Below are 22,304 nucleotides of genomic sequence, written 5' to 3'. Positions count from 1 at the left end.
GAGCCACAAACGCACAGCCACAAACGCAGAGCCGCACCCGCAGAGCCGCACCCGCAGAGCCGCAAATTCAGAGCCCGAGCACCCGATCCGCCAGCGTGCCGAGCGCGCCCGGCACGAGCCGGTAGTACGCCCAGGTGCCACGCTTGTCGCGGGTCAGGATACCGGCATCCACCAGCACTTTGAGGTGGTGTGACACGGTGGGCTGACTGAGCCCGAGGGGTTCGGTCAGGTCGCAGACGCAGGCCTCCATATCGTCGTGCGCGGCCACCAGCGAGACCAGACGCAACCGGGCCGGGTCGGCCACGGCCTTCAGCAACCGGGCGAGCCGCTCCGCCTCATCGGCGCCGATCGCTTCGCGCGCGGCAGGGGCGCAGCAGGCAGCGGCCGCGCCAGCGGCATCCGTCGTGCCATCTGCGACATCCGAAGCAACCGCGCCATCCGTCACGAGATCCACGGCGACCGCAGCGGTCGACGCCTCAGGCACGGCACGGGTCTCGGTGAACGACATCTGAACAGTATCTCCCATAAATTGACATCCATCGATGCATTGGGGAAGACTCCCTATCGACACCTCTGATTTTATGTCCCACCCGCCGATTTTTGTCTTACCTGCTCACGGAGCCACATGCCCTTCCCCGAATCGACCACCTCCCGCCCCACCGCCCCGCCCACCCTGCAGCCGGCTGCCGCGCAAAACGCCATCGCCCCGGCGCGGCTCGGGGCCGTCGACCGTCTCCTGCCGGTCTGGATCCTCGCGGCAATGGCCCTGGGCATGCTACTGGCGGTCGTCGCACCCGGCGTCGGCGACCTGCTCGCTGCGTTCACGATCGGCTCGGTCAGCGTGCCCATCGCGATCGGGCTGCTCGTGATGATGTACCCGGTGCTGGCCAAGGTTCGCTACACGGATGCCCGCGCAGTCGCCCGCGACCGCCGCCTCCTGGTCTCCTCGCTGGTGCTGAACTGGCTGCTGGGGCCCGCCCTGATGTTCGCCCTTGCCTGGATCTTCCTGCCGGACCTGCCCGAATACCGCACCGGCCTCATTATCGTGGGCCTTGCCCGCTGCATCGCCATGGTGCTGATCTGGAACGATCTGGCCTGCGGCGACCGCGAGGCCGCCGCCTTCCTGGTGGCCCTCAACTCCGTCTTCCAGGTCATCGCGTTCGCCGCGCTGGGCTGGTTCTACCTCCAGGTGCTCCCCGCCTGGCTCGGCCTGTCTACCACGAGCGCGGAGTTCTCGATCCGGGCGATCACCGTCAGCGTGCTCGTCTTCCTCGGCATTCCCCTGCTGGCCGGCTACCTGTCCCGCCGGGTCGGCGAGGCCACCCGCGGCCGCGACTGGTACGAGAGCCGGTTCCTGCCGAAAATCAGCCCGTTCGCCCTCTACGGGCTGCTGTTCACGATCGCGCTGCTCTTCGCCCTGCAGGGCCGCCAGGTGATCGACCGCCCGTTCGACGTGGCCCTGATCGCCCTGCCGCTGCTGGTCTACTTCGCTGTCATGTTCGCCGCCGGATTCGCCACCGGCAAGCTCACCGGGCTCTCCTACGAGCGCACCACGACCTTGGCGTTCACCGCCGCCGGCAACAACTTCGAGCTGGCGATCGCGGTGGCCATCGGCACCTTCGGCGCCACCAGCGGCCAGGCCCTGGCGGGCATCGTGGGCCCTCTGATCGAGGTGCCGGCGCTCGTCGCCCTCGTCTATGTGGCGCTGTGGCTGCGGCCGCGGCTGTTCTCAGGGGCCGCGGCGCCGGCATCCGTCGCAGCCGACACCGCCGTAACCGACACCGCCGCCACCGCCGACCCGCTTCCCGACCGGGTCTGATCTCTGTACACCGCCCCGCCGTCCAACCCCCGAAAATCAAGAAGGAACCACCGATCATGACCGCTAAGCCCACCGTTCTCTTCGTCTGTGTGCACAACGCGGGCCGCTCTCAGATGGCCGCCGGCTACATGACCGCCCTGTCCGAGGGCCGTGTCGAGGTGCTCTCTGCCGGCTCCGCGCCCAAGGACCAGATCAACCCCGTCGCGATCGAGGCCATGGCCGAGGAAGGCATCGACATCGCCAACAATGTGCCGAAGGTCCTCACCACCGAGGCCGTGAAGGAGTCGGACGTCGTCATCACCATGGGCTGCGGCGACACCTGCCCGATCTTCCCCGGCAAGCGCTACGAGGACTGGGAACTCGCCGACCCGGCCGGCCAGGGCATCGAGTCCGTGCGTCCGATCCGCGACGAGATCAAGGCCCGCATCCAGGGCCTGCTCGCCGAAATCCTCCCCGCCCAGGTCTAGGTCCGACCCGCCATGAGCGATCTGAGCGCGCGTCGGTCACTGCCCGGACTGGTCTTCCCCGAGGAGTCGTTGCGACGGCTGGCCGCGCACCTCACCGACCGGTTCTCGGGCGTGTTCGGCGCCGAAACGATCGAACGGTACGTGCTCGAGTCGTACACGTCGCTCCTGCGCACGTCGACGGTCACGGCGTTCCTCGTGACCAACACGGGGCGCTACGCCGCCGACCGCCTGACCGCTCTGGCCCAGGCAAAGGGCGCGATCGCGAAGGACGTCCCCGAGGTCCTGTTCGTCTGCGAGCAGAACGCGGGGCGGTCCCAGATGGCGGCGGTGCTGACCCAGGCCCTGTCTGGCGGTCGAGTGCACGTGCGTTCGGCCGGTTCAGCGCCGGCAAAGGGACTGAACCCCACGGTGATGGCGGTGATGACCGAACTCGGCCTCAACCTGGACGAGGAGTTCCCGAAACCGCTGACGGATGACGTCGTGCAGGCCGCCGACGTCGTCGTCACCATGGGCTGCGGCGACGCCTGCCCGGTCTATCCGGGCAAGCTCTACCAGGACTGGGAGCTGGCCGACCCGGCCGGTCAGCCGACCCCAGAGGTGCGTCGCATCCGGGACCAGATCCGGCATCAGGTCGAGGCCATGCTCACGACCCTCGGTGTCGACCCCGAGCCACTGCCGGTCCCCTAGCCCCTGCCCCTGCCCCTGCCCCTGCCACCCCACCACCGCCACCGCAACCGCCACCGCCACCGCCGAGAGTCGCCGTTTCTGCCGACAGTCGCCCCTGCAACGGGGACTCTCGGCATCAACGGCAACTCTCGTCGCGCGGGCACGGGCGCGCGCAGGCACGCCCGAGGGCGCCGGCCCCTACTTGCGCACCAGCTTCGCCACCGTGAACCCGCCGGCGGCGACCGTCACGGCTCCCTTCTTCGGCGCCTTCTTGTCGACGGATGCGACGAGCTGGCCGGTCGCATCGAACGCCTCCTGTGCCAGCCGGTAGCCACGTGGCACGCCGACCGTGCGCACGCTGGTCTCGGTCGCCGCGCTGACGTACACCGTGGACTCCCCCGCCGACCCGGTCACCGTGATCGTCGAGATCAGCGGCTGGATCAGCAGCGCGTCAACGGATGCCGCCCCGTCGGCCATGCCGACGACCGCGGTGTCCGCCCCCGGCAGAGCCAGCTCGAGCGTGAGCGGGAACAGGCGTCCGGGGGCATCCGTGATGCCCTGAGCACCCGCGCCGCCGTTGCTCGTGCTGCCCAGCGTCGACGTCGCCGACGCCCAGGTTGTGGCCCCGGAGTCCGCCTCGGCCTGATTCACGATCGGGAAGACATTGCGAGCCTGGTCGGCAGCGGGAACCGGGATGCTCAGCGAGTCGCCCGCGCCCAGCGCCACGTAGGCGCCGCCGGAGAGGTTGGCCTCGCCGGTCCAGGACGACGGCGGCGTGACCACTGACCCGCCGCCCGTGATGGTGCCGGACTCGGCCTCGACGACACTGAGCCCGACGGTGGAGACGGTTTCGTCGATGCCGAGGGCCTTGACCTTCAGCGACGGATTCGCGTCCAGGGTGAGCATGGTCATCAGGGCATGGATGGTGGATTCGGCACCCGAATTGGGGTTGATCCGGCCGTCGGTTTCGATGCCGTCGATGGCCGTACCGGTTGCCGGGTTGTAGGCCGGAGCGCCGTTCGGGTTGGCGCCGAAGAACCAGGCGGCGGTCACTGCGGCGAGGTCCAGCAGCCCCGTGGCGTTCGCGGCCGCGGCGGTGGCGACGAGCCCCTGCACGCGGGAGTCGACGCCGTAGGCGATCTGGGCCTCACCGGGGGTGGGGCTCCAGGCGTTGTCCGGTCCGCCGGCGGCCAGCAGCTGCGGGGTGAACTGGGCGGCGTCCTTGACGGCGGCGCCGAGCAAGTCCGTGCGTCCGAGCGCCGTGGACGCGGTGGCGATGGCAGCCGGGGCCAGTCCGCCCCAGGCGTGCCACAGGGTCTGCGACTTGTTCCACGGCATGATCGCGCCGAACGGCCACTCGGTGGCGGAGCCGGAGGACATCCCGGCGACCCCCTCGGTGAGCCGGGTCAGCGCGGTGCGGGCGGTGTCGTCGTCCGGGACGGCCGTGACGTAGGCGGCGAGGCCGAGCGCGGCCTCGGCGGAGGCATCCGCCCCGCCCGCGATGAGCCAGGCCGGCACGTTGACGCCGTCGGCCACATCGAAGGTGCCGTACTTGCCGAGCGACTGGCGCTCGAGGGAGTCGAGCGACAGGCGCAGGCGGTCCTGCAGGAACGCGGCAAACTCGGGGTCGGCATCCTGGAAGGCGGCGAAGCCCTCGCCGAGGGCCCAGACGGTGCGGGCCACCCAGTAGGACTCGGCCGAATCGCTCGGGTCGGGCAGTTCCACCGGGCTGGCGCTGGGGGTGAGGGTGCCGTCGGGCTGCTGCCAGAGCACGACGTTTCCGGCGTTCGGACCGGTCGTGGTCTGCAGGTAGGTGAGGGAGCGCAGCGTCTGCACGGCGTGCTCGCGGCTGGTCTCGTCACCGGTCTGCTGCCAGTGGCGTAAGTAGACGACCGCGGTGCGGGCGATGTCGTCGGCGTTGTACGCGCCCTGGCTCCAGTGCCCGGTCGAGGGGTCGAGCGACCCGCCGCCGACCCTGCCGTAACTGCCGTCGGCCTGCTTATCGGCGTAGGTCCACGGCGCCTGGGCGGTGGGCTGCGCGTCGATTTCGTAGGTGGTGTGCCCCTCCACCGTGGCCAGCGGCACGGTGTCGAGCAGGAACGTGAGGTGGGACAGGTTGGTCAGCGGCGCGGACGCCGCGGCGGCGGGCCGGGTGGCGACGACTCCGGCCGGTGCACCGGATGCGCCGGCTGCACCGGATGGCGGTGCCGCGGCGGCCGCGGCGGTGCCGGCTCCGAGCAGGAGCAGCGAGACCGCGGCGGTGAGGGCCACGGCTTTCAGAGATCGCGGGCGGGGGGACTGTGAGCGAACAGCGTTGTACGTCATTTCTTCTCTCCTGGTTCAGCCTGAACCGGTTTGGTACAGCTAACTAAACCGGTTAAGGCGACGCGAGTCAAGAGAAGTGGCGCATTGCGTCCCCCATTCGGGGCTGGAGGGTCCCCGCATCGTCGAGAGTCGCCTCGTGTGCCGAGAATCGCCCGTGCAACGGGGACTCTCGGCACAATCGGCGACTCTCGCCGAGCGCGCGGGCGCCCGACCGGCTCAGCTTCGCGCGATCGGCACCTTCTTCGGCTCCTCGGCACCCTCGGGCACCGGCACGCGCACCTCGAGCACGCCGTCCCGGTAGGACGCCGTCACATCCTCTTCCTTGGCTCCGCGGGGCAGCGCAATGTCGCGCGTGAACGAGCCGTACCGGAACTCGGTCCGGTAACCGTCCTTGTCCTTGTGCTCGGTCTTTTCCTGCCGCTCGGCCTGGATGTGCAGCACGCCGTCGCTGACCGACACATCGACATCTCTTTCCGGGTCGATTCCAGGCAATTCCGCCCTCACAACCAGGCTGCCGCCGTCGCGGAATTCCTCCACCCGCAGGGCCGGAGTGTCCCAGTCTCCCTCGAAAAAGCGCCGCACCGGCTCCGGCATTTCGAAACGCTCGCGTTTTGCAAGTGCAGCCATGATTCGTCTCCTCCGTGTTGCCCGAATGTAGTCACCCGAATGTAGTCACCCAAATGTGGTCACCCGAATGTAGTCACCCGGATGCGGTTACCCGGATGTTGCTCCAGATGCCACACACAGTACCCCCGAGGCCCGTGCCACGCCGCGGCGATGGGGGCGACAGCGGCGACGGATGCCCGCGCAGCAGGTTCCCAGCGACCCCGCTTAACCTGAGTGAATGAGCGTCATCCTGCAGCGCGATATCGCCAGCGAACGCACTTCCGCGCACCCGATCCGGCGCTTCCTGCGCCGGAGCCGCGCCTGGGTGGACCAGCATCCGCGGCTGCGCTGGCTCTACCGCACTGTGGTCGGCGTGCTCGGCTCCACGGTGGCCGTCATCGGGCTCCTCCTGGTGCCCCTGCCGGGGCCCGGCTGGCTGGTCGTCTTCCTCGGAATCGCGATCCTGGGCACGGAATTCCCCACCGCGCACCGCATCGCGGTGGCCCTCAAGCGCATCCTGACTACGGTCTGGGCGTGGTGGCGCTCCCGCCGGGCGCGCGCGTCCGCCGGAGGGTCGAGCGCTTCGGCTGGGTCCTAGGCCCGATCCGCCACCCCGCCCGCAGCGCCCGGTCCTGCGGCGCAGCTCGCCCGTACCCGGGCCGGCAGGGCGGTCAGATTCGCCCGCCGCTCGTCCGGAAGCCCGGCCGGGAGCAGGCCCGGCAGCAGCAGCGCCCACATCTCCTCCACCCGCTGGAAGAGGTCCGCCCGCCCGGTGAGCACCTGGGAGACGGTCTGCACGCCCGTGAAGGCGGGGCTGATGAAGTGCGCGGCGGCCTCTACATTCAGATCGGCCGAAACGTCGCCTTCATCGATCGCGCGTCGCAGCACCTTCCCGCAGACATCGATCCAGTCATGGAACGGACCGACCACCGGCACCGAGAAATTGGAGGCCTCCATGGTGAGACGGATGCCGGCACTCACCACCGGCTCGTCCCGCACCTGCGCCGCCAGCTCAAAAGTCATCAGGATGAGGGCTTGCAACCCGGGCATCGTGCCGTCCAGCAGCCTCTGGCCCAAGCCGATCGAGGCCTCGTGCTGCGCCTCGATCACGGCGAGCGCGAGCGCCTCCTTGGACGCGAAATGAAAATAGAGTGCGCCCTTGCTCACTCCGGCGGCGACTTCCAGTCCGGCCAGGGTCGTGCTGCCGTACCCGTGCTCCCGGAAGGCGACCGCCGCACCTCGGATGATCGCGGCCCGCGTTCCGATCGCCCGTTGTTGCTGCGCCATTCCACTCCTCGGTTATTCCGGTTTCCAGCGTAGCGACTGCCCGAACCGGGGTCGCACACGGCCCCGCGCATCCGTTGTATCGTCTCTGCCTCAATCGGCACCAATCTGCCTCAATCGACCCCACAGAAGATACCGTTTGGTATGGTTTAGGCACGGGACGCTGTGATTGGGGAAAACGGGCGTCTCAGGGGGTTCAACAGGGGAGGTCGTAATGATCGATAGTGCAGGCATGGTGCAGATGGCAGCACTCGGACTCGGCGGCCTCGCCGTTCTGGGCAGCGCGGCGCTGATCGCCGCCGCCCTGACACAGATCAGCCGGGCCATCCACCTGCGGCAGGCGGCGCGGGCGAGCTGGGTGCTGGCCGTCGTCTGCGCGCCGGTCTTCGGGGCGGTCGCCTGGTTCGCGGTCGGCAACCGGATCGACGCCGACCAGAGCTGACTGGAGCCGACCGCCGCCGGCGGTCGGCTCAGGTGTTCGGGCGCACGACCAGCACCGGGCACTTGGCGTGCCGCACGCACTGTTCGCTCACGGAACCCAGCAGCATGCCGCTGAGGCCGCCGCGGCCGCGGGAGCCGACCACGAGCATCCGTGCGCCTCGGGACACGTCGATCAGGGACTTCAACGGACTGGCGTAGACAGCCCGGTAGGTGACCTTCACGTCGGGGTGCTTGGCCACCTCGGCCATCACGGCCTCGCCGAGCTCAATGCGCACCGCGTCGGCATAGTCCTCGATCGACGCGACATAGCCGAATTCCCAGTTGGCCGGGCGCGGCGCCGTGTCGATGGACCACGCGCGCACCAGCACGACCGGTGCGTGCAGCTGCTCGGCGAGGTCGAGCGCCACGGTCACGGCGTGATCGGCGTGACCCGATCCGTCGTGTCCGACGACGATGCTGTCGCTGGAAACGGGAGTCTGTTCTGGCTGTGTGTCAGGCATGACCCCAAGCTACTCCGGGGGCCCGGGTCGCGACGCGCGCGCTGCTGCGTGTCGGCCGCCTGCTCCCAGCCCCTTCCCGCAGTGCCCCGGTAAGGTCTCCCCTATGACGTACCTGGGCACGCCGCGTCGACGACAGACCGCACTGGCGATGGTCGTCACTCTGGCCGTGCTGGGCGCTGGTCTGGCGCTGGCCGCGTCGGTGCACACCACCGACGAAGCAGCCGCGCCTACCGGTTTCGCCCCCGGTGCGATCATCAGCGACTACAACTTCTACAACGCCGACTCCCTGAACGAGGGCGAGATCCAGTCGTTCCTGGGGGAGCGCTCCTGCATCCCCCGTGACGGCTCACCGTGCCTGGCCGACTACGAGGAGAACACGATCTCCCAGCCGGCCCACGGCGAGGGGCACTGCACCGCCTACCCCGGGGGCCGCAACGAGTCGGCCGCCCGCATCATCGCGAAGGTGTCCGCGGCCTGCTCCATCAGCCCGAAGGTGCTGCTCGTGCTGCTGCAGAAGGAGCAGTCCCTGCTTACCCGGCCGAGCGCATCCGGTTATCTGCGCGCCACCGGCTACGGCTGCCCCGACACGGCCGACTGCGACACGGCGTACTTCGGCTTCTTCAACCAGGTCTACCGTGCCGCCTGGCAGTTCCGGCAGTACACCCAGGAGCCCGAGCGCGCCTACAAGATCGGAACCGTGCGCGTGGGCTTCAATCCGGATGCGAGTTGCGGGGTGTCCTCCGTCACCATCGAGAACCAGGCCACCGCGAACCTCTACAACTACACGCCGTACCAGCCCAATTCCGCCGCGCTGGCACGCCCGGGCACCGACGGCGACGGATGCTCGACGCACGGCAACCTGAACTTCTGGCGGTTCTACAACCAGTGGTTCGGGGCGTCGGAGGCCGTGGGCTATCCCACGGCGTTCAACTCGTGCCTGAACCTCGTCGGCGGCCAGCCCTGCCGCAAGCACGGGCTGTTGCCGACGCCCTGAGCGGTCCCGACGGTTCGCGTTTCCGCGCTGGTTTCTCCGCCGGTTTCTCCGCGCAGAGCGTAATCGCCCCGAGGTCCTGGGGCTCCGCCGGGTCCGGTCGCCCGGCCGGGCGAACACCCGTGACCTGGCACTCTCAATCCCTGATCAGGCGGTATTCCTGGCCCGAATGTGCGCGCACCGGACGGTGACGGGGCCCGGTGACACACCCGACCGGAACAGCTGGGCAGCCAACCCGATTCCCAGCCCGCACGGACCGGCCCCCCACTCCCGGTACCTAAACTCCTCCGATGACTACGAACGGTCGATCGGGTTTTTCGCCGACCGGCCGCCGCAATCGAAAGGATCCACTTTGAACAAGCACACGATCTCCCCGGCAGCCGACACCTCCCGCACCAAGCGCGTCGCCCTCGGCGCCGCCTCCGTGCTGACCGCCGGAGCCCTTCTCGGCGTCGGCGCGCAGGGCGCCACCGCCGCCCCTCAGAGCGCCGAGCCCACAACGAGTTTCAGCTCGAGTGCCGGCACGCGCGGGGATGCCGGCGCCACGGCGAACGGCGAATTCCTGGCGTCGCTTTCGGCCGAACTTCGCGCAGACCTTTCCCACGGGCAGAGCGGCAATGTGAAGGCCCAGAAGGTGGCCACCACCCTCTCCGAGCACGCCGAGCTGTTCGACACCCTGCCGGCGAACCTGCAGGATGACCTGACCGCGCTCACGGACGCCTCCGGGGCGACCGACCGGGCCGCCGCCGTCGACACCGTGCGCACCACCGCGCTGGCCGGCGGCTACGGCGAGGAGATCACGAAGATCGCCGAGGCCGTGCGGGACAACCCGGAGCACCCGTTGACCGCCGCCATGGAGGCCGCCCTGGGCAGTGACCTCGGCACCGCGCCGGGCACCGCGGACACCGACCCGACCGCGGACGCCGGATCCTCGGTGACGGAACTGGCCCTCAAGCTGGCGGACAACCCCGCGCTCCTCGACAACCTGCCGGCCGACCTGCAGGCCGACCTGGCCGAGCTGAAGAACGCGCCCGCCGCCGAGCAGGAGGCCGCCGCGCAGAAGCTCGAAGAATCCGCCCTCAGCGGCGACTACGGCAGCGTGGTCCAGAAGATCGCCGAGCGGGTCCAGGCACACGTGGCTGCCGAGGCTGACGCCGGTGCCCGTGCCGACGCGGGGGCCGGTGCCGGCGCGGACATTCACGCCGGAAACTAGCAGCCGCATTAAACGGATGCCCGGAAGCGCACCGCTTCCGGCCATCCGTCTGCCCGGGTGCAGACGCCACTGATACCTACCCCCGGTGTGGAACCAATTCGACGGAGATTTTCGGAAAAATGTGAGGTTTCACAATATTTTGGATCGTTTCTGGCAAAATCTCCGTCGAATTCGTTCGGGACTGAGCCGGCAGGGGTGCCCGCGCCATAATGGCGCCATGGCCGAAATCGAGACGCAGCCGACGGATGCCTCCGTCGAGGACTTCCTGGATGCCGCGACGCCCGCCCGCCGCCGCGCGGACGGCAAGGCCCTCGACGCGCTCTTCCGCGAGGTGACGGGCGCCGACCCTGTCCTGTGGGGTCCATCGATCGTGGGCTACGGCAGCTTTCGCTACGTGTCGCCCGCGAACCCGCGCAACCGCGGAGACTGGCCGAAGACGGGGTTCTCTCCGCGCAAGGCGCAACTGTCGATCTACGGGCTCAAAGACCTCCCCGAGGGCGCCGCGCTCCTCCCGCGGCTCGGCGCGTACACGGAGGGGGCGGGGTGCGTCTACGTGAAGAAGCTCGACGACATCGACCTCGGTGTTCTGCGTCGGCTGGTCGCGATCGCCTGGTCCCGGGGCGACGACCCCGCGCCGGCGGCGGCCACGGAGTAGGTGCCCGGCCCGCACCCCGTCGAAACAGACAGTTCCGGTCGAGTACGCCCGGCATAGCGGGCGACCTCGACCGGAACTGTCGACGTCGGCGGTGCGGTCACACGATCGGGACTAGAAGTCCCAGTCGGCGTCTTCCGTATTGACGGCCTTGCCGATGACGTAGGAGGAGCCCGACCCGGAGAAGAAGTCGTGGTTCTCGTCGGCGTTCGGCGAGAGCGCGGCCAGGATGGCCGGGTTCACGTCGGTGACGGTCTTCGGGAACATGGCCTCGTAGCCGAGGTTCATCAGCGCCTTGTTGGCGTTGTAGTGCAGGAATTTCTTGACGTCCTCAGTCAGGCCGTGCTCGTCGTAGAGGTCCTGCGTGTACTGGATCTCGTTCTCGTAAAGCTCGAACATGAGATTGAAGGTGTAATCCTTGATCTCATCGCGGCGCTCCTGCGACGACGCCTCGAGCCCCTTCTGGAACTTGTAACCGATGTAGTAACCGTGTACGGCTTCGTCCCGGATGATTAAACGGATGAGGTCGGCCGTGTTGGTGAGGCGGGCGCGGCTCGAGAAGTACATCGGCAGGTAGAAGCCCGAGTAGAACAGGAACGACTCGAGCAGAACCGAGGCGACCTTGCGCTTGAGCGGGTCGTCGCCCTGGTAGTACTTCATCACGATCTCGGCCTTGCGCTGCAGGTTGACGTTCTCCGTCGACCAGCGGAACGCCTCGTCGATCTCCTTCGTCGACGCGAGGGTCGAGAAGATCGAGGAGTAGCTCTTGGCGTGCACGGACTCCATGAACGCGATGTTCGTGTAGACGGCCTCTTCATGGGGCGTGATCGCATCCGGAATCAGCGACACGGCACCCACAGTGCCCTGGATCGTGTCGAGCAGGGTCAGCCCCGTGAACACGCGCAGGGTGAGCTGCTGCTCCGCCGGGGTGAGCGTGGCCCAGGACTGCACGTCGTTTGACAGCGGGACCTTCTCCGGCAGCCAGAAGTTGTTCGTGAGGCGGTTCCAGACCTCGACGTCTTTTTCGTCTTCGATCTTGTTCCAGTTGATCGCGTCAACGTGGGAGACGAGCTTGAGCTTGTCAATCATTGGTTGTTCCTTAGTCGGCGGTGCATAGGCGATTCAGCGTTCGGAGAGCTCGGGTTCGGGGAGCTCGGGGCAAACTCACTCAGAGAGCGCAGGAAACACAACCCTCGACCTCGGTGCCCTCGAGGGCCATCTGGCGCAGACGGATGTAGTAGATGGTCTTGATGCCCTTTTTCCACGCGTAGATCTGCGCGCGGTTGATGTCGCGGGTGGTGGCGGTGTCCTTGAAGAACAGCGTCAGCGACAGGCCCTGGTCGACGTGCTGCGTGGCAGCGGCGTAGGTGTCGATGACCTTCTCGTAGCCGATCTCGTAGGCATCCTGGTAGAACCCGGTGTTGTCGTTCGTCATGAACGGCGCCGGGTAGTAGACGCGGCCGAGCTTGCCTTCCTTGCGGATCTCGATCTTCGACGCGATCGGGTGGATCGATGCGGTCGAGTTGTTGATGTAGGAGATCGACCCGGTCGGCGGCACGGCCTGCAGGTTCTGGTTGTAGATGCCGTGCTCCACAACGGATGCCTTGAGCTCGGCCCACTCTGCCTGCGTGGGAATGTGCACGTCGGCCTGCGCGAACAGCTCGGCGCCGCGCGCGGTGGCCGGCTCCCAGATCTGGTCGGTGTACTTGTCGAAGAACGTGCCGGAGGCGTAGGTGGAGTCTTCGAAGCCGACGAACGCATTGCCGCGCTCGATGGCCAACTTGTTCGAGGCGCGGAGGGCGTGGAACAGCACCGTGTAGAAGTAGATGTTGGTGAAGTCGATGCCCTCCTCGCTGCCGTAGTAGATACGCTCCCGGGCGAGGTAACCGTGCAGGTTCATCTGGCCCAGGCCGATGGCGTGCGACTTGTCGTTGCCGTCTTCGATCGAGCGCACGGAGGAGATGTGGCTCTGCTCCGACACCGAGCTGAGGCCGCGGATGGCGGTCTCGACGGTCTTGCCGAAGTCGGGCGAGTCCATGGACAGGGCGATGTTCATCGACCCGAGGTTGCAGGAGATGTCCTTGCCGATCTGGTCGTACGACAGGTCCTCGTTGTAGGTGGTCGGGGTATTGACCTGGAGGATCTCCGAGCAGAGATTCGACATGTTGACGCGACCCTTGATCGGGTTCGCCGCGTTGACGGTGTCCTCGAACATGATGTACGGGTAGCCGGACTCGAACTGGATCTCGGCGAGCGTCTGGAAGAAGTCGCGGGCTTTCATCTTGGACTTCTTGATGCGCGGGTCGTCAACCATCTCGTGGTACTTCTCGCTGACGGAGATGTCGGCGAACGGCACCCCGTAGACGCGCTCGACGTCGTAAGGCGAGAACAAGTACATGTCCTCGTCTTTCTTCGCCAGCTCGAACGTGATGTCGGGCACGACCACGCCGAGGGACAGCGTCTTGATGCGCACCTTCTCGTCGGCGTTCTCACGCTTGGTATCGAGGAAGCGCATGATGTCGGGGTGGTGCGCGTGCAGGTAGACCGCGCCGGCACCCTGACGGGCACCGAGCTGGTTGGCGTAGCTGAAGGAGTCTTCGAGCAGCTTCATCACCGGGATGATGCCGCTGGACTGGTTCTCGATCTGCTTGATCGGTGCACCGGACTCACGGATGTTGCTGAGCAGCAACGCGACGCCGCCGCCGCGCTTCGACAGCTGCAGCGACGAGTTGATGCCGCGGGAGATCGACTCCATGTTGTCTTCGATACGGAGCAGGAAGCAGGAGACGAGCTCCCCGCGCTGCGCCTTCCCGGAGTTCAGGAAGGTGGGGGTGGCGGGTTGGAAACGCCCCGCGATGATCTCCTCGACGAGGGAGATCGCGAGCTGCTCGTCACCCTGAGCGAGGCCCAGCGCGGTCATCACGACTCGGTCTTCGAAACGCTCGAGGTACCGTTTTCCGTCAAACGTCTTCAGCGTGTACGAGGTGTAGTACTTGAACGCGCCGAGAAAGGTCTGGAAGCGGAATTTCTTCGAGTACGCCAGCTTGTTGAGGTCGGTGATGAACTCGAACGAGTACTGGTCGAGCACGGCCTGCTCGTAGTATTCCTTCTCGACGAGGTAGTCGAGGCGTTCGCGCAACGTGTGGAAGAACACCGTGTTCTGGTTGACGTGCTGCAGGAAGAACTCCCGCGCAGCCTCGCGGTCCTTCTCGAACTGGATTTCCCCGTTCGGGCCGTACAGGTTGAGCATGGCGTTGAGGGAGTGATAATCCATCGCCAGGCCGGGAGCCGGGTGAGCCATGGTCTTCACGGCTGTTGCTTCCAAAATGATTCCAATCCGTCGTGGACGATGCGCACATCATCCGGAGTTCCAAATACTTCAAAGCGAAACATGTGGGGCACCTTGCACTTCTGGGCGATGATGTCCCCGGCGAGGCAGTAGCCGGTGCCGAAATTCGTGTTGCCCGCGCCGATGACGCCGCGGATGAGCGAGCGGTTCTGCTCGTCGTTCAGGAACGTGATGACCTGTTTGGGCACCGCTCCCTTGCTGTCGCCGCCGCCATACGTCGGCACGACCAGCACGTAAGGTTCGCTGACCTGGAGCGGCTCATCGCGCGCGTAGATCGGGATGCGAGCGGCCGGGCGACCCAACTTCTCAATGAAGCGGTGCGTGTTGCCCGAGGTGCTGGAGAAATACACGATATCGGTCATGGAACACCTCCTGTTGCTGAGAAGTCGGCACGCCAAACGACGCTTTTTTACGGACTGTTGCGACGCCACCCCCTGGCGCCGCGGTGCTACGCGAGGCGCTGCGCGAGTTCGTTGATCTTGTCGGGGCGGAAGCCCGACCAGTGATCTTCGTCGGTGATAACGACGGGAGCCTGCAGGTAGCCCAGGGCCTTGACGGCTTCCAGGGCGTTCTCGTCGAGCGAGAGGTCGAGGATTTCGTATTCGATGCCCTTGTTGTCCAGGGCGCGGTAGGTCGCAGTGCACTGCACGCAGGAGGGCTTGGTGTAGACCGTGATTGCCATGGAGGGCCTTTCTCGTCGTTCAGGGATCAGTATTCAAAATCGGTTCAAACATCAGTGCTCAAAATCGGTTTTCATGTGAAATCTGAAGTTCAAGGCGTGCTGTGTGTTGAACTTCAATACTACATCTAGTGATGCTCGAAGGGAATGGCCACTACATACAGTAGTTACAAGTATGTAGTTATCCACCGACATTCCACCGGTTGTGCACAGCCCCACGGATGCGAGTCGAGCCGAATCACGCGGAATGCGGCAAAGTTATCCACAGGCAGCGCAGGGGCAGAACTCGAGCCTGTGGAAACCCTGTCGGCGTGTCGCTCGCCCTGAGGCGCGCCGCGAACGCGGTCGCCCAATCCCAGCGGTCGAAGCTGCAGGGCATGGTCGATCATGGCGACGCTCACGAGAAAGCTCGTGCTTGCCGCGGACGCGTGCGACAGCACGAGCGGCCGGCCCGCGGCCGCGACCGTCGAAAGCACAAACGGGCGGTAGCGCTGATCGGGATCGGCGGAACGCCGCAACTCCCCCGAAACGTAGATGCCGCGGCGCGTGCGCACGAGTTCACCGCGGCGGATCAGGGCGTCGACGGCGTGTGAGTTGAGGCCGCGTTCCCGGAGCGCGGCATAGGTGACGAGCCCGTCGAAGCGGGCGCTGACGATGTCGAGGAGTTTGGTCTCACCTCACCCTGCGGGCGGCGGCAGCGAGCCGGACACGCGAGAGGGCCGGCCCCCGTGAGGAGCCGGCCCTGGTGTCGAGATGCTGTGATGCAGGTGTACTGCCGGGTTGTTACTCGGTCAGCGGGGCGAGATTCGGGTCGTTCGCGTATGCCTCGGACGCGTTTTCCTTGGTCACGATGACCGGGGGCAGCAGGTAGGCCGGGACGACGATCTTGCCGTTGTCGTAGGACTCGGTGTCGTTGACCTCGGGGGTGTCGCCCTTCTGGAGAACGTTGACCATCTCGATGGCCTTGTCAACGAGCACGCGGGTGTCCTTGTTGATGGTGGAGTACTGCTCGCCGGCCATGATCGACTTGACCGACTCGACCTCGGAGTCCTGCCCGGTGACGACTGGGATGTCCTTGCCGGCGGCCTTCACCGAGGTGATGATCGCACGAGCGAGGGTGTCGTTCGGGGAAAGAACGCCATCGAGCGTCTTGTCGCCGTACGTGCTGGTAAGCAGCGCGTCCATGCGGCTCTGAGCGTTCTCAGCCTTCCAGCCGGCGGTCGCCGTCTGCTTGATGTCGGTCTGGCCGGAGGCGACGACGAGGGTTCCGTCATCGATCTTCGGCTGCAGCACGCTCATCGCGCCGCCGAAGAAGACGGCGGAGTTGGCGTCATCCGAGGAACCGGAGAACAGCTCGATGTTGTACGGGCCTTCCGGCTTCTTCGTGGCCAGTCCGTCCAGGAGCGCCTGGCCCTGGAGTTCGCCGACATTGAAGTTGTCGTAGGCGACGTAGTAGTCCACGGCCTCGGTGTTCAGGATGAGGCGGTCGTAGGCGATCACGATGGCGCCGGCGTCGCGGGCCGACTGCACCTGGGTGGCGAGCTGGCCACCGTCAGCGGCACCGATGATGATGACCTTGGCACCGTTGGTGACCATGGCCGAGATCTGGTCCTGCTGGTCCTTGACCGTGGTCGAGGCACCGGCATACTGCACGTCGCCCTTGTAGCCGGCCTCCTTGAGGCCGTCTTCGAAGAGCCCGCCGGCGAGGACCCAGTTCTCAGAGGTCTTTGAGGGGAGGGCGACGCCGATGACCGAATCCTGGGCGAAGCCGGCAGCAGCGCCGTCTTCGCCGGCGGTGTCCGTGCGGGTGGAGCAACCTGAGAGTGCCATCAAGGCCACTGCGGCGATCGCAGTTGTCGCAAGAATCTTTCGCATTGTCGATTTCTTTCTGTTCGTTGTGGTTTGGTGAAGGGAAAAATCTGGGCTAGTTGGGCCGCGTGGCCTGCGGCCGCGCGCTCTCCGGGGTGCCCGTGTCGGGCACGACCAGGGGTGGCTCCGCCGGGAATTCGGCAGTCTTCTTCTTCTGGGTCAGGAGGCCGATGATCGAGGGACGACCCTGGCTCTTGTTCCACACGTCGACACCCACGGCCACCAGGAGCACCATGCCTTTGATGATCTGAACCCAGTCGGAGCCGACACCCAGCAGCTGCAGGCCGTTGTTCAGCACCGCCATGACGAGACCACCGATGATGGAGCCTACGACGGTTCCGATTCCGCCGGACACGGCAGCGCCACCGATGAACACGGCGGCGATCGCATCGAGCTCCCAGCTGAGGCCGTCCTGCGGGCCGGAGGCCACCGAGCGGGCCACGAAGATCATGCCGGCCAGGGCCGAGAGGATCGACATGTTCATCATGACGAGGAAGTTCACCCGACGGGACTTGACCCCCGAGAGTTCGGCGGCGAGCTTGTTGCCGCCGACCGCGTAGACGTGACGGCCGAAGATCGTGTTACGAGTGACGAACGCGTAGAAGAGAACGAGCACTCCGAGGATGATTCCGGAGACCGGGAAGCTTGTGCCGACGCGGCCACCGGCGAAGAGGACGGATGCGTAGACGATGACGGCACAGAGAAGGGCGACTTTCACGATGCTCACCCACAGCGGTGCGGGCGTCGAACCCATGATCTTCTGAACCCGGCGGGCACGCCATTCGGAGTAGACGACCGCGACCACGATGATGAGCCCCAGAAGCAGGGTCAGGTTGTTGTAGCCCGTGTTCGGGCCGACCTCAGGAAGGTAGCCGGAGCCGATGATCGTGAAGCCGTCAGGAACGGGGACCGTGTTGGCGTTACCGATGACCTGGTTGCCGCCGCGGAAGATGAGCATGCCGGCCAGGGTGACGATGAAGGCGGGAACCCCGACGTAGGCAACCCACGCACCTTGCCAGGCGCCGATCAGCATTCCCACAAACAGCCCGAGCAGGATGGCCAGCGGCCACGGGAAGTTCCAGTCCCGCATCGCGGTGGCCACCACGATGCCGACGAAAGCGGCAACAGATCCGACCGACAGGTCGATGTGGCCGGCGATGATCACCATGACCATGCCGATGGCGAGGATGAGAATATAGGAGTACTGGCTGACCAGGTTGATCAAGTTGCCGGACGACAGCGTCAGTCCGTCGGTCAGGTACTGGAAGAGCAGAATGATGGCGATCAGGCTGAAGAGGATGCCGAACTGCCGCAGGTTCGAGCTGCCGCTGCCGAAGATCTTCTTCAGATCACCAAGAGCGCCTTTGCGGGTACTCGTGTCTTCACTCATATGCTCTGAACCTTCTTCCGTGCGGAGGTCATACTTTTCATCAGGGTTTCGGGATCGGCGGACTCCGCCGGGATGCAGTCGGTGATCGCGCCCTCGAAGACCGTGTAGATCCGGTCGGCGAGGCCGAGGAGCTCCGGGAGCTCAGAAGAGATCAGGATGACTCCCTTGCCCTGTTCGGCGAGCTGCTGGATAATGCCGTAAATCTCGTATTTCGCGCCGACGTCGATGCCACGGGTCGGCTCGTCCAGGATCAGCAGGTCAGGGTCCGTGAACATCCACTTGGCCAGAACGACCTTCTGCTGGTTGCCGCCAGAGAGTTTGGAGACGCCCGCATTGACGCTGGGTGTCTTGATCCGCAGGCTTTTGCGGTATTGCTCGGCGATTCCGAATTCTTTGGAGTCGTTCACGACCTGCCCGGCCGAGATCTTCGAGAGCTTGGCCGAGACGACGGAACGCTTGATGTCGTCGAGCAGGTTCAGGCCGAGTGCCTTGCGGTCCTCGCTCACGTAGGCGAGGCCGTGGTCGATCGCGTCGGCCACGCTTTTCAGGACGATTTCCTTTCCGTCCTTGTAGAGGTGGCCGGAAAGGAAATTGCCGTAGGAGCGCCCGAAGATGCTCATCGCCAGTTCGGTGCGCCCGGCGCCCATCAGGCCGGCGATGCCCACGATCTCACCCTTGCGCACGTTCAGGCTGGAACCCTTCACGACCATGCGCTCGGCGACCTGCGGGTGCTGCACGGTCCAGTCACGAACCTCGAAGAAGACCTCGCCGATGTGCGGTGTGCGGTCCGGGAAACGGCTCTCCAGGCTGCGCCCGACCATGCCCCGGATGATCCGGTCTTCGTTGACTCCGTCGGCCACGACATTCAGGGTTTCGATCGTCTTGCCGTCGCGGATGATCGTGATCGAGTCTGCGACCTGTTCGATCTCGTTGAGCTTGTGGGAGATCATGATCGAGCTGATTCCCCTGCCCTTCAGCCCGCGGATCAGGTCCAGCAGATGCATGGAGTCCGACTCGTTCAGGGCCGCGGTCGGCTCATCGAGGATGAGCACCTTGACCGACTTGTTGAGGGCCTTGGCGATCTCGACCAGCTGCTGCTTGCCGACGCCGATGTTCTTGATCAGGGTGTCGGGGTCGTCCCGCAGCCCGACGCGTGCCAGCAACTCGAGCGCCGTCTTCTTGGCGGTGATCCAGTCGATTGCACCCCACTTGGTCGGCTCGTTGCCGAGGAAGATGTTCTCGGTGATGGAGAGTTCCGGGATGAGCGCAAGTTCCTGGTGGATGATGACGATGCCCGCTTCTTCGCTCGAGCGGATGTCCTTGAAGTGCACGTTCTGACCCTGGTAGATGATGTCGCCCGTGTATGTGCCGGAGGGGTAGACCCCGGAGAGCACTTTCATCAGGGTGGACTTGCCGGCACCGTTCTCGCCGCAGATCGCGTGGATCTCGCCGCGATTCACCGTGATGGAGACGTCCGACAGGGCCTTGACCCCGGGAAACTCCTTGGTGATGGACCGCATCTCAAGGATTACGTGGTCAGTGGACATCGTTGGACTCCTCACGCCCGGGGGCCACTACAGGTATCCCATACCGACACGGAATGGACGCGCGAAAGATCATCCCGCTCCCGCTCAGCAGGGCGGCAGCGGAGCTGCCGGGCAGGTGGAAAAGTGTGCTCACAAGCTTGACCTCAATGTCATGCGTTTGGAAAAAAGTGCGGGAAATCGAGTCCATGTGACCGATCACATTGACACTATAGACCCGGTGATAGTCCCGGTGTCAAGTTTCGTTTTGTCACGCTTGCGTAACAGGCTGTTGCTCCCCTGAGCGGGGTCTGAGGTCAGGACATTCCGCCGAGCCCAGCCGGCTCACGGACGGTCCCGGCGGGGCGGCTTACCACTTCTTTAGTGCTGTGCGGAAACAGGGAACTGCTCGACAATGCGCTCAAGGAACTCCGGAGAGAGTCGCGGGGGAGAGCGAACCCTTCACGGGTGATCGAGGCGAGGTCGCGCATGTGCCGAACTCAGAACGCGGGCGGTGCGGTCGAGCCGCGCACGATGAGCTCGGGAATGATCGGGTCGCTCCGCTCGATCGGTACCCCGCCGCTGAGGTTGCTGAGCAGAAGGGCGATGCACCGCCGCCCGAGTTCGGCAAAGTCCTGGCGCACTGTCGTGAGCGGTGGCCAGAAGTGTGCCGCTTCGGGAATATCGTCGTAGCCGACGATACTCATGTCGCGCGGCAGGTCGAGGCCCGCCTCGCGGCAGGCGTGCATGAACCCGAGCGCCATCAGATCATTCGACGCGAAGATGGCCGTGAAGTCCCGCCTCCGGAGCAGTTCTCGTCCGGCACGGTATCCGAAGTCGGCGGTCCAGTCGCCCAGAATCGGCGCCATGGTCGGCACATCCATTTCCCACATCTCGTCGAGGAAGCCGCGCATTCGGGCCTCGGCCTCAATCCAGTCCTGGGGTCCGGCAAGGTGGTAGATACTCCGATGGCCGAGGTCGATCAGGTGCCGCGTGGCCTGTCTGGCACCGGTCATCTGGTCGACGGACAGGGAATTGTCGAGGCGGCCGGTGGACTGCAGGGTGACGAACGGCACGTCGATGGACAGCTGTTCCAGGGCGTCGAAGACCCGCACCTGCGGCGCGATCACGACGATGCCCTCCACGGACTGGTTCATCAGGTGCTCCAGCGCCGCCTCGATCGACTCCGTGTCGACGGATGTGAGGTTCGCGGTGTTGACGTAATAGCCGGCTTCCTGGGCGGCGTCCTGGATGGCGGCGATGCTGCTCGCCGGCCCGTAGGCACTCTCCGCCGAGAGCAGGCCGATGGTGCGCGAACGCCCGCGCGACAGTGCGCGGGCCGCCCGGTTCGGCCGGTACTGCAGGTCTTCCATGACCTGCAACACCTTCGCCTTGGTGGAATCACGGATGCTGGGGTGGTCGTTGAGCACGCGCGAAACGGTCTGATGCGAGACCCCCGCGAGGCGCGCCACATCACGGATGCTCGGGGCACGCCCCTTGGGCAGATCGATAGTCACAGGAAGACCTTGTTGGCATGTGCACGGTCACAATTGTGAACGCAAATCAAGTATGCACTCCGGTGAGGCTGCGCGAGGCACCTCACTGCGGACTCCTGCCATGCCCCCTGCGACGGGGTGACCGGGCAAACGCAGCGGATCGACGACGAATGCCGCCGCAGGCATGTTGAGCCGGGCTTGATTCATATAACAGAATACGATGCCCTGCGCGCCGACTCTCAATGCTCTACCAACCGCACGGCCACCGCCACATTCACACCCACACCCACACCCACACCCACACCCTGCGTTGGGCCCGCCGCACCCGGTATCAAACCAATTCGACGGAGATTTTCGCGTGTAACCGCTCTCTTGGCCCATTCAGTGCCGATTTGGGCAAAATCTCGGCTCTCCTGCTGCTTCTGTGGGTTAATCCCGGCCGGGGAGCACTGGTTTGTGGCCGCCGAGGCTGAGCATGGCGAGGGCGATGAGGGCGTCGGGTGATTTGAAGCCGAAGGCGATTCGGGTGAGTAGTCGGATCTTGGTATTGACGGATTCGATGCGGCCGTTGGAGAGGCCGTGCTNTCGCGGGGCAGCTTGAAGACCAGCCGGAGGCCTTCTTTGAGGTAGTAGGCCCGGCCCAGGGCCGGGTTGGTGTGAACGACCCAGGCCAGCTTGATCTGTTGTTTCTCGGTGAGGTTTTCGGGGTTTTTCCAGAGCGCGTAGCGGGAGTTCATCATCAACTTCGCGTGCTCGCTGTGAGGCCGGGCCGGGGCGTCGTGCGCGGGCCGGCCAACCGTGCGGGATTCGTTTAGGCGGGCCTGTTTGCGGGCCTCGGTCCAGGCGGCCTTGCGAACTTCGTCGAGGGCTTCCGTGGCCCACTTCACGACGTGGAACGGGTCCGCGCAGCGGACTGCGTTCGGGCAGCGTGCTGCGACGACCGACGCGATCCACGCGGCCCCATCCGCGGAAACATGCGTGATCAGGGCTGATCGTTCCGCGCCGAGCGCATCGAAGAACGTGCCCAGGGTGGC

General features: G+C 65.8%; 22 protein-coding genes and 1 pseudogene. 9 read left to right on the top strand and 14 right to left on the bottom strand.

Annotated features, from left to right (window positions below; translation table 11 throughout):
• Nucleotides 1–67 precede the first annotated feature (67 nt).
• A complete protein-coding gene (locus E3N94_RS04215; protein WP_233191100.1) occupies nucleotides 68–445 on the bottom strand; it encodes a metalloregulator ArsR/SmtB family transcription factor in 378 nt (125 codons plus the stop codon).
• Between the two features lie 180 nt (nucleotides 446–625).
• Here E3N94_RS04215 and arsB point away from each other — a divergent pair, with 180 nt between their 5' ends.
• Genes arsB through E3N94_RS04200 form a run of 3 tightly spaced genes read left to right on the top strand, consistent with a single transcriptional unit; the run spans nucleotide 626 to nucleotide 2,973 of the window.
• The gene (gene arsB / locus E3N94_RS04210) at nucleotides 626–1,819 is read left to right on the top strand and encodes an ACR3 family arsenite efflux transporter (RefSeq protein ID WP_134569866.1); all 1,194 of its coding nucleotides are present in this window, start codon (nucleotides 626–628) and stop codon (nucleotides 1,817–1,819) included.
• A 56-nt stretch (nucleotides 1,820–1,875) separates the two neighbouring features.
• The gene (locus tag E3N94_RS04205; RefSeq protein WP_104099282.1) at nucleotides 1,876–2,286 is read left to right on the top strand and encodes an arsenate reductase ArsC; all 411 of its coding nucleotides are present in this window, start codon (nucleotides 1,876–1,878) and stop codon (nucleotides 2,284–2,286) included.
• A gap of 12 nt (nucleotides 2,287–2,298) precedes the next feature.
• A complete protein-coding gene (locus E3N94_RS04200; RefSeq protein ID WP_134569865.1) occupies nucleotides 2,299–2,973 on the top strand; it encodes an arsenate reductase ArsC in 675 nt (224 codons plus the stop codon).
• A gap of 177 nt (nucleotides 2,974–3,150) precedes the next feature.
• On the opposite strand, the gene E3N94_RS04195 is transcribed toward E3N94_RS04200, so the two are convergent.
• Both E3N94_RS04195 and E3N94_RS04190 read right to left on the bottom strand, forming a co-directional pair.
• The gene (locus E3N94_RS04195; RefSeq protein ID WP_134569864.1) at nucleotides 3,151–5,277 is read right to left on the bottom strand and encodes a hypothetical protein; all 2,127 of its coding nucleotides are present in this window, start codon (nucleotides 5,275–5,277) and stop codon (nucleotides 3,151–3,153) included.
• A 216-nt stretch (nucleotides 5,278–5,493) separates the two neighbouring features.
• Complete coding sequence (locus tag E3N94_RS04190) at nucleotides 5,494–5,904, bottom strand: Hsp20/alpha crystallin family protein (RefSeq protein WP_104099262.1); 411 nt, start codon at nucleotides 5,902–5,904, stop codon at nucleotides 5,494–5,496.
• A 217-nt stretch (nucleotides 5,905–6,121) separates the two neighbouring features.
• Here E3N94_RS04190 and E3N94_RS04185 point away from each other — a divergent pair, with 217 nt between their 5' ends.
• The gene (locus E3N94_RS04185; protein ID WP_134569863.1) at nucleotides 6,122–6,481 is read left to right on the top strand and encodes a TIGR02611 family protein; all 360 of its coding nucleotides are present in this window, start codon (nucleotides 6,122–6,124) and stop codon (nucleotides 6,479–6,481) included.
• Here the strand turns inward: E3N94_RS04185 and E3N94_RS04180 are convergent.
• Nucleotides 6,478–7,170 (bottom strand): ScbR family autoregulator-binding transcription factor, encoded by a 693-nt coding sequence (locus E3N94_RS04180; protein WP_134569862.1) that lies wholly within the window; start codon nucleotides 7,168–7,170, stop codon nucleotides 6,478–6,480. The two genes, E3N94_RS04185 and E3N94_RS04180, sit on opposite strands and share 4 nt — an antisense overlap.
• A gap of 211 nt (nucleotides 7,171–7,381) precedes the next feature.
• Between E3N94_RS04180 and E3N94_RS04175 the strand changes: the two genes are divergently transcribed.
• On the top strand, nucleotides 7,382–7,609 hold the full coding sequence (locus tag E3N94_RS04175) for a PLDc N-terminal domain-containing protein (protein WP_104099265.1): 228 nt from the start codon (nucleotides 7,382–7,384) through the stop codon (nucleotides 7,607–7,609).
• A 28-nt stretch (nucleotides 7,610–7,637) separates the two neighbouring features.
• On the opposite strand, the gene E3N94_RS04170 is transcribed toward E3N94_RS04175, so the two are convergent.
• The gene (locus E3N94_RS04170) at nucleotides 7,638–8,108 is read right to left on the bottom strand and encodes a universal stress protein (protein ID WP_104099266.1); all 471 of its coding nucleotides are present in this window, start codon (nucleotides 8,106–8,108) and stop codon (nucleotides 7,638–7,640) included.
• A 103-nt stretch (nucleotides 8,109–8,211) separates the two neighbouring features.
• On the opposite strand from E3N94_RS04170, the gene E3N94_RS04165 reads away from it, so the two are divergent.
• The 3 genes from E3N94_RS04165 (at nucleotide 8,212) to E3N94_RS04155 (ending at nucleotide 10,967) form a co-directional block, all read left to right on the top strand.
• Entirely contained in the window at nucleotides 8,212–9,102 is an 891-nt protein-coding gene (locus E3N94_RS04165) for a hypothetical protein (protein WP_174720192.1), read from the top strand.
• A gap of 349 nt (nucleotides 9,103–9,451) precedes the next feature.
• The gene (locus E3N94_RS04160) at nucleotides 9,452–10,312 is read left to right on the top strand and encodes a hypothetical protein (RefSeq protein ID WP_134401148.1); all 861 of its coding nucleotides are present in this window, start codon (nucleotides 9,452–9,454) and stop codon (nucleotides 10,310–10,312) included.
• Between the two features lie 217 nt (nucleotides 10,313–10,529).
• Nucleotides 10,530–10,967: a DUF1801 domain-containing protein gene (locus tag E3N94_RS04155; protein WP_134569861.1), complete on the top strand. Its 438-nt coding sequence runs from the start codon at nucleotides 10,530–10,532 to the stop codon at nucleotides 10,965–10,967.
• Between the two features lie 111 nt (nucleotides 10,968–11,078).
• On the opposite strand, the gene nrdF is transcribed toward E3N94_RS04155, so the two are convergent.
• The 4 genes from nrdF to nrdH form a co-directional block, all read right to left on the bottom strand.
• Nucleotides 11,079–12,053, bottom strand: a complete 975-nt coding sequence (nrdF, locus tag E3N94_RS04150; RefSeq protein WP_104099273.1) for a class 1b ribonucleoside-diphosphate reductase subunit beta — start codon at nucleotides 12,051–12,053, stop codon at nucleotides 11,079–11,081.
• A gap of 79 nt (nucleotides 12,054–12,132) precedes the next feature.
• Complete coding sequence (nrdE, locus tag E3N94_RS04145) at nucleotides 12,133–14,265, bottom strand: class 1b ribonucleoside-diphosphate reductase subunit alpha (RefSeq protein WP_104099283.1); 2,133 nt, start codon at nucleotides 14,263–14,265, stop codon at nucleotides 12,133–12,135.
• A gap of 5 nt (nucleotides 14,266–14,270) precedes the next feature.
• A complete protein-coding gene (gene nrdI / locus E3N94_RS04140) occupies nucleotides 14,271–14,675 on the bottom strand; it encodes a class Ib ribonucleoside-diphosphate reductase assembly flavoprotein NrdI (RefSeq protein ID WP_104099274.1) in 405 nt (134 codons plus the stop codon).
• Between the two features lie 86 nt (nucleotides 14,676–14,761).
• The gene (nrdH, locus tag E3N94_RS04135) at nucleotides 14,762–14,995 is read right to left on the bottom strand and encodes a glutaredoxin-like protein NrdH (protein ID WP_104099275.1); all 234 of its coding nucleotides are present in this window, start codon (nucleotides 14,993–14,995) and stop codon (nucleotides 14,762–14,764) included.
• 308 nt (nucleotides 14,996–15,303) lie between these two features.
• Here nrdH and E3N94_RS17075 point away from each other — a divergent pair, with 308 nt between their 5' ends.
• Nucleotides 15,304–15,585: a hypothetical protein gene (locus tag E3N94_RS17075; RefSeq protein ID WP_241973025.1), complete on the top strand. Its 282-nt coding sequence runs from the start codon at nucleotides 15,304–15,306 to the stop codon at nucleotides 15,583–15,585.
• Between the two features lie 190 nt (nucleotides 15,586–15,775).
• On the opposite strand, the gene E3N94_RS04125 is transcribed toward E3N94_RS17075, so the two are convergent.
• The 5 genes and pseudogenes from E3N94_RS04125 to E3N94_RS04105 all read right to left on the bottom strand — a co-directional run.
• Nucleotides 15,776–16,867 carry a sugar-binding protein gene (locus E3N94_RS04125; RefSeq protein ID WP_104099277.1) on the bottom strand — a complete coding sequence of 364 codons (1,092 nt, stop codon included), beginning with the start codon at nucleotides 16,865–16,867 and terminating at the stop codon, nucleotides 15,776–15,778.
• A 49-nt stretch (nucleotides 16,868–16,916) separates the two neighbouring features.
• The gene (gene mmsB, locus E3N94_RS04120; protein ID WP_134569860.1) at nucleotides 16,917–18,251 is read right to left on the bottom strand and encodes a multiple monosaccharide ABC transporter permease; all 1,335 of its coding nucleotides are present in this window, start codon (nucleotides 18,249–18,251) and stop codon (nucleotides 16,917–16,919) included.
• On the bottom strand, nucleotides 18,248–19,798 hold the full coding sequence (gene mmsA / locus E3N94_RS04115; RefSeq protein ID WP_104099279.1) for a multiple monosaccharide ABC transporter ATP-binding protein: 1,551 nt from the start codon (nucleotides 19,796–19,798) through the stop codon (nucleotides 18,248–18,250). The genes mmsB and mmsA overlap by 4 nt, the downstream gene beginning before the upstream one ends.
• Nucleotides 19,799–20,274: 476 nt before the next feature.
• Nucleotides 20,275–21,291: a LacI family DNA-binding transcriptional regulator gene (locus E3N94_RS04110; RefSeq protein WP_104170404.1), complete on the bottom strand. Its 1,017-nt coding sequence runs from the start codon at nucleotides 21,289–21,291 to the stop codon at nucleotides 20,275–20,277.
• Between the two features lie 408 nt (nucleotides 21,292–21,699).
• Nucleotides 21,700–22,304: pseudogene (locus E3N94_RS04105) on the bottom strand (transposase); the annotation flags it as partial.

It is taken from the genome of Cryobacterium sp. Sr3, from assembly GCF_004402835.1.
GTDB classification, from domain to species: Bacteria; Actinomycetota; Actinomycetes; order Actinomycetales; family Microbacteriaceae; genus Cryobacterium; species Cryobacterium sandaracinum.
Note: the sequence above shows the minus strand (reverse complement) of the source record. Positions and strands in the feature narration are given on the sequence as shown.